The organism is Neisseria shayeganii (assembly GCF_014054965.1).
Classification (GTDB): domain Bacteria; phylum Pseudomonadota; class Gammaproteobacteria; order Burkholderiales; family Neisseriaceae; genus Eikenella; species Eikenella shayeganii.
The window spans coordinates 555,532-572,299 of the sequence record NZ_CP059567.1 but is presented as its reverse complement, the minus strand read 5'-3'; the positions used below and the strand labels follow the sequence as shown (position 1 = coordinate 572,299).

6 protein-coding genes and 1 pseudogene are annotated in these 16,768 nt (G+C 53.7%); 2 read left to right on the top strand and 5 right to left on the bottom strand.

Annotation, left to right across the window (positions count from 1 at the left end; all coding sequences use genetic code 11):
* Positions 1 to 69: 69 nt before the first annotated feature.
* From H3L94_RS12305 to H3L94_RS02670, 4 genes and pseudogenes are all read right to left on the bottom strand, one after another.
* Positions 70 to 5,400, bottom strand: a complete 5,331-nt coding sequence (locus tag H3L94_RS12305) for a calcium-binding protein (RefSeq protein WP_425325924.1) — start codon at positions 5,398 to 5,400, stop codon at positions 70 to 72.
* Positions 5,401 to 5,416: 16 nt separating this feature from the next.
* Positions 5,417 to 6,136 (bottom strand): RTX iron-regulated FrpC family protein, encoded by a 720-nt coding sequence (locus H3L94_RS02680; RefSeq protein ID WP_182122559.1) that lies wholly within the window; start codon positions 6,134 to 6,136, stop codon positions 5,417 to 5,419.
* Positions 6,137 to 6,255: 119 nt separating this feature from the next.
* Positions 6,256 to 7,152, bottom strand: a pseudogene (locus tag H3L94_RS02675) (EF-hand domain-containing protein); the annotation flags it as partial.
* A 735-nt stretch (positions 7,153 to 7,887) separates the two neighbouring features.
* Positions 7,888 to 8,049, bottom strand: a complete 162-nt coding sequence (locus tag H3L94_RS02670; protein WP_182122558.1) for a hypothetical protein — start codon at positions 8,047 to 8,049, stop codon at positions 7,888 to 7,890.
* Between the two features lie 428 nt (positions 8,050 to 8,477).
* Between H3L94_RS02670 and H3L94_RS02665 the strand changes: the two genes are divergently transcribed.
* Both H3L94_RS02665 and H3L94_RS02660 read left to right on the top strand, forming a co-directional pair.
* A complete protein-coding gene (locus tag H3L94_RS02665) occupies positions 8,478 to 9,911 on the top strand; it encodes an HlyD family type I secretion periplasmic adaptor subunit (protein WP_182122557.1) in 1,434 nt (477 codons plus the stop codon).
* 151 nt (positions 9,912 to 10,062) lie between these two features.
* Positions 10,063 to 11,436 (top strand): TolC family outer membrane protein, encoded by a 1,374-nt coding sequence (locus tag H3L94_RS02660; RefSeq protein WP_182122556.1) that lies wholly within the window; start codon positions 10,063 to 10,065, stop codon positions 11,434 to 11,436.
* Positions 11,437 to 11,706: 270 nt separating this feature from the next.
* Here H3L94_RS02660 and H3L94_RS02655 read toward each other — a convergent pair whose 3' ends face one another.
* Positions 11,707 to 16,752 (bottom strand): Tle-like phospholipase domain-containing protein, encoded by a 5,046-nt coding sequence (locus tag H3L94_RS02655; protein WP_182122555.1) that lies wholly within the window; start codon positions 16,750 to 16,752, stop codon positions 11,707 to 11,709.
* Positions 16,753 to 16,768 lie beyond the last annotated feature (16 nt).

Here is a 16,768-nt window from a genome sequence, read left to right as displayed (position 1 = left end):
ACCGGGAAAAGGGCTACCTGAAACGATTCAGGTAGCCCTTTTTATCTGCCGACAACCAGTTCAATTCCCTCAAGCCAATGCCGAGGGCGCCAACTGAAGGGGCTGTTGTGTATTCGACGAAGCCGCCGCACTACCGCCGCTGCCGTTGCCGAAGGCCGCCATTGCATTGATCAGACCATTGGCATTGCCGGCCACGCGTAGCAGGTCGGTATGTTGCAGGGTGGCATCGGCAAAGACCAGGTTTTCCACCTGATACTGGCTGCCGCCGAAGAAGGAACGGATATATACGGCATCGCCTTCCCCATAACCGGACAGCACTAAATCATTGCCGGATTTGCGGAACTCGGTTTCCGACAATTTAATGCCTTCCATACGTAAAGTATCATTAACCGAATTGGCCGAATATTCATAGACAGAGTCCTGCCCATGACCTTTGGCAAACACATAAGTATCCGAGCCATCTCCACCGTTCAGGTAGTCATTGCCCGCACCGCCGATTAAGGCATCGTTGCCACGATAGCCATACAGCGTATCATTACCTTCGCCACCCTCTAAACGGTCGTTACCGTCGTTGCCATACAAATAATCGTCACCGGCAAAACCTTGCAGAGTGCTGCCGTAGCTGAAAGCCTGAAGATTATCGTTGCCTTCACTGCCGTTTGATACCAACGCCTTTACGACTTCTACATTCAACTTACTGCCGTCAGCGAACACAATCTCATCCACCTGGTGGCCGCTGCTGGCATCTTGATGGAAATAGCTGCTGATGGTTACCCGGTCATTGCCCTTTTTGGCGGCAATCACCAAATCGTTATTGTTGCGGCTGAAGCGGAAGTCGCTTTGCACCGTATCGGTAAAGCGGATGGTGTCTTTGCGGCCGGCGGAGACATCGTAGTTATACACCGTGTCTTGGCCGAAGCCTTTGGCAAAGACATAGGTATCGGAACCTTCGCTGCCGTTCAGGTAGTCATTGCCCGCACCGCCGATTAAGGTATCGTTGCCACGATAGCCATACAGCGTATCATTACCTTCGCCACCCTCTAAACGGTCGTTACCGTCGTTGCCATACAAATAATCGTCACCGGCAAAACCTTGCAGAGTGCTGCCGTAGCTGAAAGCCTGAAGATTATCGTTGCCTTCACTGCCGTTTGATACCAACGCCTTTACGACTTCTACATTCAACTTACTGCCGTCAGCGAACACAATCTCATCCACCTGGTGGCCGCTGCTGGCATCTTGATGGAAATAGCTGCTGATGGTTACCCGGTCATTGCCCTTTTTGGCGGCAATCACCAAATCGTTATTGTTGCGGCTGAAGCGGAAGTCGCTTTGCACCGTATCGGTAAAGCGGATGGTGTCTTTGCGGCCGGCGGAGACATCGTAGTTATACACCATGTCTTGGCCGAAGCCTTTGGCAAAGACATAGGTATCGGAACCTTCGCTGCCGTTCAGGTAGTCATTGCCCGCACCGCCGATTAAGGTATCGTTGCCACGATAGCCATACAGCGTATCATTACCTTCGCCACCCTCTAAACGGTCGTTACCGTCGTTGCCATACAAATAATCGTCACCGGCAAAACCTTGCAGAGTGCTGCCGTAGCTGAAAGCCTGAAGATTATCGTTGCCTTCACTGCCGTTTGATACCAACGCCTTTACGACTTCTACATTCAACTTACTGCCGTCAGCGAACACAATCTCATCCACCTGGTGGCCGCTGCTGGCATCTTGATGGAAATAGCTGCTGATGGTTACCCGGTCATTGCCCTTTTTGGCGGCAATCACCAAATCGTTATTGTTGCGGCTGAAGCGGAAGTCGCTTTGCACCGTATCGGTAAAGCGGATGGTGTCTTTGCGGCCGGCGGAGACATCGTAGTTATACACCGTGTCTTGGCCGAAGCCTTTGGCAAACACATAAGTATCCGATCCACTGTCTCCGGTAAGAGAATCATTGCCCGTACCGCTAACTAAGGTATCGTCACCATCACCGGCATACAGGTAATTGTATCCTTCCCCGCCATCCAAACGGTCATCCCCATCCCCACCGTATAGATAGTCATGGCCTGAACCGCCTGTGAGCACATCGTTACCGCCGTTGCCATATAACCTGTCATCGCCGTCGCCGCCGTCCAGGGTATCGGCATCAGCGGAACCGATCAGCCAGTCATCACCGGCCAAACCGTTCAGCGTGCTGCCGCCGGCATAGGCATATAGCCCATCATTTCCTTCGCTGCCTTGCTGTACCAGCACCTTGACCGCTGCCACATCCAGTTTGCTGCCGTCAGCGAACACGATTTCATCCACCTGGTGGCCGCTGCTGGCATCTTGATGGAAATAGCTGCTGACGGTTACCCGGTCATTGCCTTCTTTGGCGGCAATCACCAAATCGTTATTGTTGCGGCTGAAGCGGAAATCGCTCTGCAGCGCATCGGTAAAGCGGATGGTGTCTTTGCGCCCGGCGGAGACATCGTAGTTATATACCGTATCTTGGCCGAAGCCTTTGGCAAAGACATAGGTATCGGAACCTTCACCACCGGTAAAGGAATCATTGCCCGCCCCGCTGATTAAAGTGTCGTTGCCATGATGGCCATACAGTGAGTCATTACCATCCCCGCCTTCCAAACGGTCGTTACCGTCTTCACCGTACAGATTGTCATTGCCGGCACCTCCGATCAGCACATCATTGCCGTTGCGGCCGTACAGGTAATCATTGCCGTCGCCGCCGTCCAGGGTATCGGCATCAGCGGAACCGATCAGCCAGTCATCACCGGCCAAACCGTTCAGCGTGCTGCCGCCGGCATAGGCATATAGCCCATCATTTCCTTCGCTGCCTTGCTGTACCAGCACCTTGACCGCTGCCACATCCAGTTTGCTGCCGTCAGCGAACACGATTTCATCCACCTGGTGGCCGCTGCTGGCATCTTGATGGAAATAGCTGCTGACGGTTACCCGGTCATTGCCCTTTTTGGCGGCAATCACCAAATCGTTATTGTTGCGGCTGAAGCGGAAGTCGCTTTGCACCGTATCGGTAAAGCGGATGGTGTCTTTGCGGCCGGCGGAGACATCGTAGTTATACACCGTGTCTTGGCCGAAGCCTTTGGCAAACACATAAGTATCCGAACCTTCGCCACCGGTAAAGGATTCGTTGCTCTTACCGGAAATCAGCAAATCGTCGCCTTGGCCGGCGTTCAGGTAGCCTGAGCCGTGACCATTGAAATTAAAGCCCCACATCACATCATTGCGCTCGCCGCCGGATGTTCGGCTCAATGCGTTCACAGCATCTTTGCCCAGGCTGTCCGTCCATTCCGCCAGTGTCCCCGCAGTCTTGGCTTCGTCGATAAAGCGTTCCATCAGTGCCTTGCCGGCCACCGCCCAATCGCTGGCTTTGCCATACGCCAAAAATTCGCCCAAATCCACAAAAGCCTTATGCGCATTTTCGGTGTGGACTTGCTCAAACAGGGCGGAGACGCCGCTGTAATCCAGTTTGAATTCGTTATTCTCCAGCGTAAAGCCGATGGCGTTCAGATAGGGCTGCAAACGGGTTTGGAACAGCAGGCCTTGGTAGAGATTGGCCGACAGGCTGTCGTAAGTGGTGCGGGCTACCTGAATAATGTTTTTCGCCTGATCTTCAGTGGCGTAAGCCAGACGGCGCGAATCCTGGCCGGTAAACGCATCCAAAATGCGGATTTTGTCTTTGAGCGCATCAAAATCATTCAGCGTCTGCTCGGACAACACCACCTTGCCCTCGCGGATGGCTTGGATTTGGGAAGGCGTCAGCGCCAAAGCCGGCGCGCCGTTGCGGCGGGTATCGCCCCAGCCCTCGTCCGGGTTGCCCGTACCGCCGCCGCCCCAATCCGGCAGCAAAGCCGTGGGCAGGCTTAAAGTGGGGGTATAGCTGCCGTAGCGGCTGTCGGTCTGCGCCCAGGCCGCCATCAATTGATCCAGCTGCGCCATCTGCTCCGCCTTGGTCTCGGCAGCGGCATAAGCCGCCAATACGGCAGACAGGCTACCTGAAAGCGCAGCGGCCTCGCGTAAATCGCGCACACGCCCCATGCCTTGCAGATTCGGCGCCTGTCGCTGCTCGTCGGTCAACTCAACCGTTTCGCTGTGCCGGCTGAAGAGCAGATCGGCGGCCAAATCCAAATCGCCCATTTGCGCCGTAGTGCCGTCGGTTTTGGTATAGCTGCCGGATTGGGCGAGAAAGTTGCCGTTGCCTAAATGGGTATTCGGTGTGGTGTGCGCCAGATTTAGCGCCTGAACGCCGACATCGGCCAGGGCAAACAATTCGCCGCTTTGGCTGATGCCGTCTTGATTGAGATCGCGCCAAACGCGCAGGGAAGAGAAAGCTTGGTCGGCAGCATCTACTTTGCCGTCACCGTTGCCGTCCAACTCCGCCAAAGCCGCATAACCGTGTGCGGCGCGGCTGCCGTCGGCCAATAGGGTGTTGTCGCCGAACAGTTCGCCGCCATTGTCAATCATGCCGTTGCCGTTGCGGTCGTAGACCAAAAAGCCGTCATCGGCGGCCACCCAGCCGGTGGCGGTGCGGATGCCGTCTCGGTTGTGGTCGAACAGGCTACCTGAAAAGCGGTTGGTGCCGACGGTTTCGAGGCCGTCGCCGTCGAGGTCTAGGGCGAGGGGGTCGTAGGAGTAGGATTGGCCGGAGCGGTTTTGCTCATTCCAAGGATTTAACCAACCAAAGGAAGAGTTGCATAGTAAGGGGTCATCCAAAAACCAGTTCCTAAATCGTTCTTGAGCATATTGCCTAGCCATATCGCGAAGACTGTCAAGTAATTCATCTTTAAAGCGTCCTACGCCTTTTTCATTAATACTGTCTCCTAAACCTCGGGCCAAGGAAGAAGCCAGTAGGCTGGCGGCCTCACCGGTTGATTTACCTTCAATAATCAGATAATTTTCAATATTGATACGGTTGGTATCCATAGCCAAACCAAAGCCCCATATCCCGCCCTTGTCTATGATGTTGTGAACTAGGGTATTGATTTGTAAATCAATAGCGGCTTCTTTCGAAACGCCGTTGTTTTCTAAAGCACGAGTATAGCTTTTTTCAATTTCGTATGTGTCGGGAGTTTTTCCATTATTTCCCTTAATATATTCTGCATAGTTACGAAAATGACTAAGTGCCACATCACTAAACTTCTCTCTCCGTACATCTGTTCCTACGGTCTGATCCCAAACATGTGCCACTGCATTTTTCATCCAAGCGTGCATTCCTTTTGGTTCCCCATTGGGATCGACAATTGCGGCGGCATCATCGGCATAACGGTCTCCCAATCCGGCTAAATATTTCCATCCGCCAGCGGTATTTCCCAAATCAACGTATTGCATTAATTGCTGGATTTGTTCCGGAGTAAGCTGAATCGGTTTTTTATTTCTTTGGCAAAACATGGCATTTCTCCTTGTACTAATTAACAATCATACTTTCAATTAATTGGTTCAAACGTTGGTTAAATTGAATGGCATCATTAATGGGAAATTCATTTCCAGGTTCATAATCTAAGTAGTAATGCACATATAAGTTATTACGACAAGAAAATGCTTGCACAACAAACTTACCATTATGATCTTCTTTTCTAATTCCTAAAATTGTTTTCTCGTTTTCATCTTCAAAATAAATGTCTTTGCTCCTTGTAGGATTAGAATTATTTTCAAAACCAATATAGCCGCTAGGTAGTCCCGACATATAAGTATAGCCATGATTAAGCGATTCCTTCATACGTTCAAGACTATTTAGATTTTTACATTTCTCTCCACTATAAATTAACATGCTAACGGCATCCGATCCTGTTCCGTTATCATGATTTTTAAAATGATGCTGTGTTTTTTGGTTATAGGGCGATAAAGTTTCCATTTCAGCCACCATTAAGCGTAAAGGCTCTATTTCATGACGATTGTCATTATTTTGCAACCACATTTGTTTTACTTTATTTGAATATTCATATAAATAACCATAAGGCACATCTAAATGTACTCCTGCCACATCAAAACGGACGGTATGTTCATACCCGCTTACCGGTACATCCACTTCTTGCTTTTGTTTCATTTCGGTTTCTCCTTGAAAACAGGCATTTAATAAAAAAACGCTACACATCCATAAATAAAGAAGTTTTAATTTTATTTTCACGATACCCCCGCTTTCATTTATTGCATATCGTTAATATATCCGTATGATTGGGCATAAAAAGCAGCTATTTAGGCTACCTTAAAACCCCATTCCCATATAGCATCATTTACCACCTCGACATAAGCCGCCAATACGGCAGACAGGCTACCTGAAAGCGCGGCGGCCTCGCGTAAATCGCGAAGCCGCCCCATGCCTTGCAGATTCGGTGCCTGCCGCTGCTCGTCGGTCAACTCCACCACTTCGCTGTGGCGGCTAAACAAATGGTCAGCGGCCAAATCCAAATCGCCCATTTGCGCGGTGCTGCCGTCGGTTTTGGTATAGCTGCCGGATTGGGCGAGGAAGTTGCCGTTGCCTAAATTGGTATTGGGTGTGGTATGCGCCAGATTGAGCGCCTGAACGCCGACATCGGCCAGGGCAAACAATTCGCCGCTTTGACTGATGCCGTCCTGATTGAGATCGCGCCAAACGCGCAGGGAAGAGAAAGCCTGGTCGGCAGCATCTATTTTGCCGTTGCCGTCGGTATCCAACTCCGCCAAAGCGGCATAACCGTGTGCGGCGCGGCTGCCGTCGGCCAATAGGGTGTTGTCGCCGAACAGTTCGCCGCCATTGTCAATCATGCCGTTGCCGTTGCGGTCATACACCAAAAAGCCGTCATCGGCGGCCACCCAGCCGGTGGCGGTGCGGATGCCGTCGCGGTTGTGGTCGAACAGGCTACCTGAAAAGCGCTGAGTGCCGACGGTTTCGAGGCCGTCGAGGGCGAGTGGGTCGTAGGTACGGATTTGGCCGGAGCGGTGGAGATTATTATAGTCAGCCGGCTCATTAAACCATCCCTGATTTATTCCCACTCCTAGTATTCCTAAACCAGCACTAATTATTAGTCCAGGTATTGCCACTGGGGCTCCTACAGTAAATGCACCAACAGCACCAATAATTGCGACGGCATTTCCTGTAACAGACAAAATATCTCCAGGGCTAATTTGTTCTCCATTTTTTGCATCAGTTAATATTTTACCTATAGTTAATACCATTGATGCAGGAGCTAATGCTAATGTTGTAATAGGGTTAAATGTGGCAGCTGTCGCAACTATTTGTCCTGTATTGCTCAGAATGTTGATATTACTAGGGTTGTTTGCCATAGATGCTGCAGCATCTGTAGTTGTGATAATTGCGACACCTCTTTCGATTGTTTTTCCAACACCCATATCCTTAAATCTCCTAAATAATAGAAATAATTAAAAAAAACGCAAATAAAATTGATATATTGCGATAAGTTAAATACCTTCTTAAAAAGAAATTGCTATCTGGTGATTTCTTTAATTTTACTTCATAAATATATTTAATAGTAAGAGATGATATTAAGAAATAACCCCATCCTATCCAATAAAAGAAGCCAATCTTTTTGGAAATATAAAAAGACCATGGAAGTTGATTGGTGTAAGCCATTTTATTAACTATAAAAAATAATAGAATTATAGTAATTAAAATACTTAATTTATCCATTAATGATTGTATCTTGGTATATTTTTCCATATTTTTGTTTTGATTTTTAACTAATTTTCGTTTTAATTTCTTGATCAAGTTAGATTGAATACTTGTATCCGACAGGAGGCTAAAAATACGACAGACCGCTGATGGCGTGCAATGTATCCCAAATCTCCCTTGCCGTAAAGCCAAAATAAGTTTAAAGCACTATTTATTATATTGTCATTATATGTTTGAATTTATTAAAAATAAATTCTAATTCTCTCTGCTTAGGCTACCTGAATTCTGCCCCCGCTGCCCCAGCAACAGTCATTGGCTGTCCGCCGCCCCATGCCTTGCAAATTCGGTGCCTGCCGCTGCTTGTCGGTTAACTCAATCGCTTCGCTGTGGCGACTGGAGAGGGGATCGGCGGCTAAATCCAAATCGCCCATCTGCGCCGTGTTGCCGTCCTGATCGAGATCGCGCCAAACTCGCAGGGAAGAGAAGTCACGGTTGGCAACATCTGCTTTGCGGCTTTATGTAAGCCGTTTGAGGGAAACGTAGCTGAACGGCTTTTTGCTTGCACAGACCAAATAAACTGAAAGCACTCATCTGTTCATTCTTTTTATATGTATGAATTTATTCATCTTAAATCCCATCTTGGCCTGCTTGGGCTACCTGAAAGCGTGCCGTCGTCCATGCCAATTTGACCGGCTGCGGCTGCCGTTACTGCTGCGGTGTTGCGGCTTGATTGCGCTCTAGACTCTTTACACCCAAAGTGGCTTGCGCTACTATCCGCCGCACTTGTTGTTGGCAACCTATCTGTTTGAACAGGTAACGGTTTTTCTTTTATCTCTCTCTGATTTTGCTTGGTGTGCGTATGTCTTTCCGTTTGCAGGCTTTCCGCGATTTGTGGCGTCGTTATGCCGCCGTTTGGCGCAGTGTTTGGCCGCTGCGTTTCCAATTGGATCCGCCCAAACGTAGTGAAGACGAGTTGGCTTTTTTGCCCGCCCATTTGGAATTGACCGAAACGCCGTTGTCCGCCGCACCGAAATGGGCGGCGCGTTTTATTATGTTGTTTGCGCTTTTGGCGTTGGCTTGGGCCTTAATCGGCAAAATGGACATTGTGGCGGTGGCGCAGGGCAAAACGGCGCCGGACGGGCGCAGTAAGACGATTCAGTCTTTGGAAACGGCGCTGGTACGCAAGATTGCGGTGGCCGACGGGGAGCATGTGCAGGCGGGGCAGGTGTTGGCGGAATTGGAGGGGGTCGGCTCGGAGTCGGATGCGGTGCAGTCGCAGCAGGCTTTGCAGGCGGCGCGTTTGAATACGCTGCGTTTGCAGGCGGTGTTGGCGGCGGTAGCCTCGGGCCAGCCGCCGCGTTTGGACCGGCAGCAGGCGGCGCAATGGCAATTAGGCGACGAGGCGGTGACGGCGGCAGAGGTGTTGGCGGCTAATCAGTATCAGGCATGGTACACGCAGGATGCGCAGTTGCAGACAGAATTACGCGCTCGGGAAGCGGAGGCGCGCGCGGTACAGGCGCAGGCGGACAAGCTGGCGCAGATGACGGCGATTGAGGCGCGGCGCACGGCGGATTTTAAGGAGTTGCTGGCAAAGAATTTTATTTCGCAACACGCTTATTACGAGCAGGAGGGCAAGTGGATTCAGAGCCGCCACGATTTGGCCAGCGAGCGCAACCGTTTGCAGCAGATTCGGGAGCAGATGCGCCAGGTGGCGCAAAGCCGGCAGTTGAATACGCAAACGCTGGAGCGCGATACGCGCGATGCTTTGCGGCAGGCGGAGGAGCAGGCCGAGCAGTTGGCGGGACAGGCGGAACGGGCGGGGCAACGCCGCCGTTTGATGACCTTGACCGCGCCGGTGGACGGCACGGTGCAGCAGCTGGCCGCGCATACGGTGGGCGGGGTAGTAACGGCGGCCCAACCGATTATGGTGGTGGTGCCGGACGAGGAGCGGATGGAGGTGGAGGTGATGGTGCCGAACAAAGACATCGGCTTTGTGCGCAGCGGGCAAGACGTGGTGGTGAAGATCGAATCGTTTCCTTATACCCGCTACGGCTATCTCACCGGCAAGGTGGCGAGCGTGGGTTTGGATGCGGTGGCGCATGAGCAGCTGGGTTTGGTGTTTCCCGCCCGCATCACGCTGGATGAGCATCAATTGGTGGTGGACGGCCGGCCGGTCAAGCTGACCGGCGGCATGAACATCACGGCGGAAATCAAAACCGGACGGCGGCGGGTGATCGATTATCTGCTCAGTCCCTTGCAAACCAAGGTGGACGAAAGTTTGAAAGAGCGTTAGGGCTGGGCCTAATAGGACGGTAGCCGGCAGGCTACCTGAAAGCGGTTGCCGGCGGTTTTCAGGTAGCCTGTTTCTTGTACCTGTTCATGGTATTGGGGCCGGACGGTGTGACGGCATAAGACGGTTCGATTATTTTAGGCGGTGTTGACATATGGGGCGTGTGCTTCGATTCCCCCGGCCGGGTGTGTGGCTGGGGCTGTGTTTGGGTTTGTGGGCGGCCGAGGGTGCCGCTTTCGATTTGCTGGAAGCGTTTGCCGCCGCCAAAACCCATTCCGCCGATTATGCGGCCGCCCGTTATGCGGGTGAGGCGGAGGCGGAGCAAAAGCGGCAGGCATTGGCGCCCTTGCTGCCCCAGGCGTCGGCCACGGCGCATTACCGCCATCAGCCTGCTTCGTCTGCCGCCGACAGCAGCAGCCGCGGCTGGCAGGTGCAGGTGTCGCAAGTGCTGTTTGATCCGGCGCTGACGGCGCAATACCGCCAAGGCCGTTTGGCGGCGGAGGCGGCCGCTTGGCGGGTGAAAGAGGCGGAAAGCCGTTTGCTGTTGGAAGTGGCGCAGGCCTATTTGGCGGTGCTGCAACAGCAGGATAGCCTAGCGGCCATCCGGGAGGAGAAAGCGGCCTATACCCGCCAACGCCAGCAAGCAAGGGCGCTGTTCGACAAGGGAGCGGCCACCATTGTGGATGTGCACGAAGCGCAGGCCGGCCACGATGCGGCCTTGGCCAAGGAAATCGATACCGTCAGCCGTTTGCAGCTGGCGCGGCACCGATTGGCCGACCTGACCGGCTTGACCGAGACCTTGCCGCAGGCCTTGCCGCCAGCCGGCCCGCCGGCGGACTGGCTGGCCGGCCGTTCGGAAAGCGATTGGCAAACTCTGGCCCGACAGCACAATCCGGAACGGCAGTTGCAACAATTGGCGCTGGAACAGGCACGGCAGGCTGTGGCGGCGGCGCGTGGCGGACACAGCCCCAAACTGAGCCTCAACGGCGCTTATCAGGATCACCGCAACACCCAAGACTACGGCGGATTCGACCGGCATTACCGCAGCAGGGGCGGCAGCGTATCCGTGCAACTGAATATCCCGCTCTACAGCGGCGGGCAAACCGCCAGCCGGGTGCGCGAAGCCGCCGCCCGCGAACTTCAGCAGCGGGAACTGCTGACAGCGGCCGAGCGGCGGGTGCGCCTGGCCGTACATCAGGCGTACCGGCAAACCCATGATGCCCGTTACCGCATTCTCGCCCATCAGCGGCTGTGGGAGAGTAACCGAAGCAAACTCGAATCCGTCCGCCTGGGCCGTCAGGTGGGCGTGCGCAGCAATCTGGACGAATTGCAGGCGGTTCAGGCCGAAGCTGAGGCGCGGCAGCAATTGGCAGAAGCCCGCTACGGACAAATCATGGCGTATTTGCAGTTGCTGGCGCACAGCGGTACGCTAACCGACGAAACCGGCTGGGCGGTACTGCGCCAACGCCTGTACGGGCCGGCCCGTCCGTCTGATCCGTCTGATCAGAGCAGCAGCCGGGCACGGTAATCATCAAATCAAGCGGCTGCTTAGGCTGAAGATGGAAGCGGAAACGGTGGTTACCGGCAGCCACAAGGCTACCTGAAAGCAGTCTGCTACCGTTCTAAACGGCTTTCAGGTCGCCTCTACAAATGCCTCAGCGGCGCTCTGCGTCATGGGGGCTTTCAGGTAGCTTTTGCGCTTGCTTGTATCCAGGTAAGCGATTGCTTATTTGAACGACAAAGGGCTACCTGAAAAGTTCTCAGGTAGCCCTTTATCTTTAAAAGCCGGATGCTTGCCTCAAGCCAACGGCGCAGCCGCCAGCAGGGGCTGGTTTTGCGTGGCGGCCAAGGGGGCGGCCGCGCCGCCGCTGCCGGCGCCGAAGGCGGCCATGGCATGCACCAAGCCGCTTGCGCTGTCGGCCAGCAGGGCCTGCACTTGGTCGGGTTTGAGAATTTGGCCGTCGGCAAACTCCCAATTCACCACCGCCTGCGCGGTTTGGCTTTGTCCATCGGCAAACTGATTCTGAATCAGAATGCTGTCGCTGCTGTCGTGTTTGCGGATCCACAGGTCTTTGCCTTCGCGTTTGAAACCGACCTCGGCCAGCTTGGTGTCTTTGAAGTAGATATGGTCTTCGCCGCCCTCGGCTTGAATCGTGTCTTGCCCCCAGCGGCCGGAGAAGACATAAGTGTCGGCACCGGCCCCGCCGTTGAGTACGTCGTTGCCTTCTCCGCCGTTGATGACGTCGTTGCCGCCCATGCCGAAAATGGTGTCGTGGCCGCCGTAGCCATTGAGGTCTTCGTCACCGTCAGTGCCGACAATGCGTTCGCCGTTGGCCGAACCGTTCAAAGCCAGTTGCACCACATCGGCCGGTTTGATGATGGTGCCGTCGGCAAACTCCCAGTTCACCACGCCTTGTGCTTGCCAATCCGTATTGTCGGCAAATTGCTTGACAATTCGCACGCTGCTGTTGCTACTTGCTTTTACCAACAGCAAATCTTGGCCGTCCCGGATAAAGCGGATTTCCGACAACAGCGTGTCGCGGAAATACATATGGTCTTCGGCTTGTTCGGCATAAACGGTATCCTGCCCCCATTCGCCGCTAAATACATAGGTGTCGGCACCGGCACCGCCGACCAACACATCGTTGCCGGCTCTACCGTTGAGAATGTCGTTGCCGGCACCGCCCGTCAGATGATCGTCGGTAAAATAGCCGTGCAAATCGTCGTTTCCGTTACCGCCGATGCGTCTGCTGCCCTTTTCGGTAAACAGAATCCGCAGATCAATTTGTTCGTTGCTGCTGCGATCCGCCAAAAACAGCGGCTGCCAATTTACGGTGGCGGCTTGATGGTCGAGGTGGTAGCCCGAAATATGCAGGGCATCGCCTTCAATACCGTTGCGCATCACCAAACCGTTGCGGTCGAAATCAAACGACCAGTCGGCCAAAGCGTCCAGCACAATCGTGGACGTGCCTTCCGTGTCGTCCACCGTGGTTTTGCCGTCGCCGTTGTCGACAAAATAAACGTCGTCGCCTGCCTGCCCGTTCAGATAATCGGTGCCGGTGCCGCCTATCAGATGGTCATTGTCGTCGCCGCCGAGTATAAAATCATCACCGGCATTGCCGTACAATTCATCGTGTCCGCTGCCGCCCCATAAAGTGTCGTTGCCGTAGCCGCCATCAAGAAAATCGTTACCGGCTCCGCCGTCGAGAAAATCGTTGCCGGCCATATAGTCGGCCGCTTGATCTGGACGAACGCCCAAGTCACCCCACAGCTTATCGTTGCCATCGCCGCCATAGAGGTGGTCGTCGCCCCAAGCGCCCACCAATTGATCTGCGCCTGCGCCGCCGTAGAGGGTGTCGCCGTGGTCTTGGTCATTGTTGAGTGTGCCGGCGCTGTGTGTCTGATAGTCGCCTATCAAGGCGTCGTTGCCTTCATCGCCGTATAGCAAGTCCTTGCCGGCACCGCCGAATAAACTGTCATCCCCTTCGCCGCCTCTTAAGATATCCTCATCTTCACCACCGTCTAAGTAATCATCACCCTTGCCGCCATCCAATTGATCGCGGCCGGAGATTTGGGGATTACGCTCGGCTTCTGATTTGAAGTCGTCTCCCCATAGGCGGTCATGGCCGTCCCCGCCAAGTAAAGTGTCTCCGCCGCTGCCGCCGATAAGTGCGTCATCGCCATTACCGCCATCCAAATAATCGGCACCGTGATCAGCCAGCGACGTGAGGTCTCCGTCATCGCCCCATAATTGGTCGTCTCCTTCTTCGCCGTATAAGAAGTCACCACCACCGCCGCCAAGAAGATAATCGTTGTCCGTTCCTCCGTATAACCAGTCGTTACCGTATCCCCCTTCCAAGCTATCCTCGCCTGCCCGACCATAGAGATAGTCGTTGCCGTTGAGCTCTTTGTTACGCATGCGGTCTGCGTCGTCGCCCCACAACCTGTCGTTGCCCTCGCCGCCGTCCAGATAATCGTGGTTGCCGCCACCGACTAATTGATCATTGCCGCCACCGCCGTAAAGCGTATCCCGCCCGTGGTAACGGACATCCAAGTAAGCCGCTCCCGCGGCAAAACGCTGGTCATAGTCTGCTTGGTCGCCGTAGAGGGTATCGTTTCCTCCGCCGCCATAGAGCGTATCGTCATGGCCGTCCCCCACCAGAAGGTCGTTTCCTTCGCCGCCGTCCAAAACATCGATCCCGTGTTCTTGTGCCGGCACGTAGTCCAAAGTGTCGGTTTGGAGTATGCCGTCGCCGAACAAGAGGTCATCGCCGGCGCCGCCGTAAACCGTATCGCTGCCGTTCATGGCGCGGATAAAATCATTGCCGGAAAAGTAAACAATACGGTTGGCAGCGGCATCGTATTCCGCACCGTCACCCTCAATCACATCGTTTTGATTGCTGCCGTAGATATAGTCGTCTCCGTTTCCGCCGCTGATCCGGTCGCCGCCGGTTTCCGCCGAATCCTGCGTAAATTGACTGGCACCGGAATACACCACGGTATGCTCCCCCTTCCGGCGGTACACCCCCCATTTACTGCCGGCAAAAATCACTTTCTCACCGTCAGAGGGCATCTGCCACCGGTCGTTCGGTGAAGTGCGCAAACCAAAATTCAGGCTAGAGTTGGCCATAATAAAGTCCATGCCGTCACCACCGCGCAAGGTGTCGGCTCCGCCGCCGCCTACCAAGAAATCATTGCCCGCACCGCCTTCAATCACATCATTGCCTTTTCCGCCGTCCAGCGCATCGTGGCCGAGGCGGCCTTCGATATGGTCGCCTAATCGGGAGCCGAAAATAATATCGTCAAAGCCGTCTTTTTCATAAATGCCGTTGTTTAGGCGGCCGTCTGGCAGACGTTGGGTGGCCGACCATTTATAAGTGTTGTAGCCCGGCTCGCCCAGTTTCACATGCAGATCAATTTCAGTGCCGATCAGCTTGGCGCGGAAATCGCCCACATAAGCGCGCAGCGTGGAGGCGGCAGACTGATTGCCCATCTCCAGCCCCAACATGCCCGGCTGCCAGTTTTGTATACGCACCGTAAACGCCGAGGTGGGAGAATGGTGGCTGATGATTAAGGTATTGTTGTCCAATAGGCTGTAGGCAATATAATTGGCCTCGTCATACCAAGTATTGCCGTTAAGCAAGCGCCGGCCGCCGCTCAAACGCAGCCCCTTCCATTCCAAATGCCCAGCGTTATCGGCATCCGCAATCAGATTATGGCTGCCGTTGGCAATGCGGTACACATCATGGCCTTGGCCGCCGGCCAAAATATTGTAGCCCGTGCCGCCGTCCAGCGTATCGTTGCCTGCGCCGCCCAACAAAACATCGTCGCCGCTGCCGCCGGTAAAGACATCGTTGCCCGCGCCGCCGGCCATCAACTGACTGAGCGCGCTGCCGGCAGCATCTGCGTTTACGCCTTGTTGCCCGGCAGCCAAACTCCATTGCTGCTTGTCGGCCAGCGAAGAAGCCGGCCGCTCGATGCCGTGCGCCGCCAATACTTCGGCCAGCCAGGGCAGGGTGTATTGATGCGAGCGGTTGCTGGAAACCGTGGTGCCGTTGGCACGGGTATTGATGCCGCCGCCGTAGTCCTCGCCCGCCGCATGGATATAGCGCAGCAGGCCATCGGCCGCCTGTTGGAAAAACGGCTTGCCTGAATAGCGGTAGTCTTCGCTTTGGTAGTAAAACCATTCCAGTAATTGCACTGCCACCATTTGCCGAATGGGTGTAGCGGTGGGCTGTACTTCTAACAAACGCGCCAGTTCCGCACCCAATACATCCAATACCGGATAGCCGTTAATAAGCTGTTCATTAGCATCATTGCCAAATTGTTTGTCCAGGCCGCCGATATGCTGTTTCACTAGACGCGTTAAAATATCTTGATTCTCTGAATATTCCGCATCGGGCTCGGCATATAGCTCCGCATCAAACAGCAGTTTGAAAAACTCGGGGTTGGCCGCCAGACTTTGGCGCAAAGCCTCGCTGTTCAGCACGGCTTGCAGCAGCGTAATAGAATGTAATTTCTTTGCTTCTTCAAAGCTGGGGGCATCGGGGTGGCCTAAAGATCCGCCTCCAAACCAAAAGAGCAGAGCCTCAATGCCCAGTGTACTTGGAAAATCATGGCCTGAAGCCAGCCTGTGCTCTTGCCCTTCGCCGATAATCGCACCAAAGTCATGTTTTATATCAAATGGATAGAATTCATCTCCTATGCGTTGGGCATTGTCGCGTAGCGGTTCTAAAAATTCGCCGCCAACATGCCAACTGCTCACATTTCTTCTGCGGTTGGAAAACAGCTTCTGGATTTCTTTGTTATCTGAAGGAGGTAGATCGGAAGTAGATACTGTGGGGTAGATATAGTCATATAGTGCGGCATTCTCATATTTTTCCTTTTGCATCAGTTCATGAATGCGCGATAAAACGCCACGGCTAAATGCGGCAGCTTTAAACGGTGCCGGATCAAACACCACTGCCCGCTTGTCAAAAAATATCGACATCAGGGAAGCCAAACCGCCGCCCAAAGAATGGCCGGTAAAAGAGACTTCCGCATTCGGATGTTGTTTGAGCGTTTCCAATACCAACCGAACGGCCTGAAAAATTTGAGGGCTGGCAATGCCTAAAGCCGTAGGGATATTGGCTACGCCAAAATCTTTAATCAGCGTTTCATTGCTGCCGGTAAAGGCAATCACGATTTGATTGCCTTTTTGATACACGCCGGCGGAAAAGCCGGTAAGCGGATCATCGTCCTGCCAGCGGATTTCTTCTATGTCGGTAGGAATAGTGATTTTATTTGCCCGAGTACGGTCATAAACGCGGGCGGCCAATTGGGCATATTCTTTCTCAGTAAGCATGGTTTTTCTCCGTTTT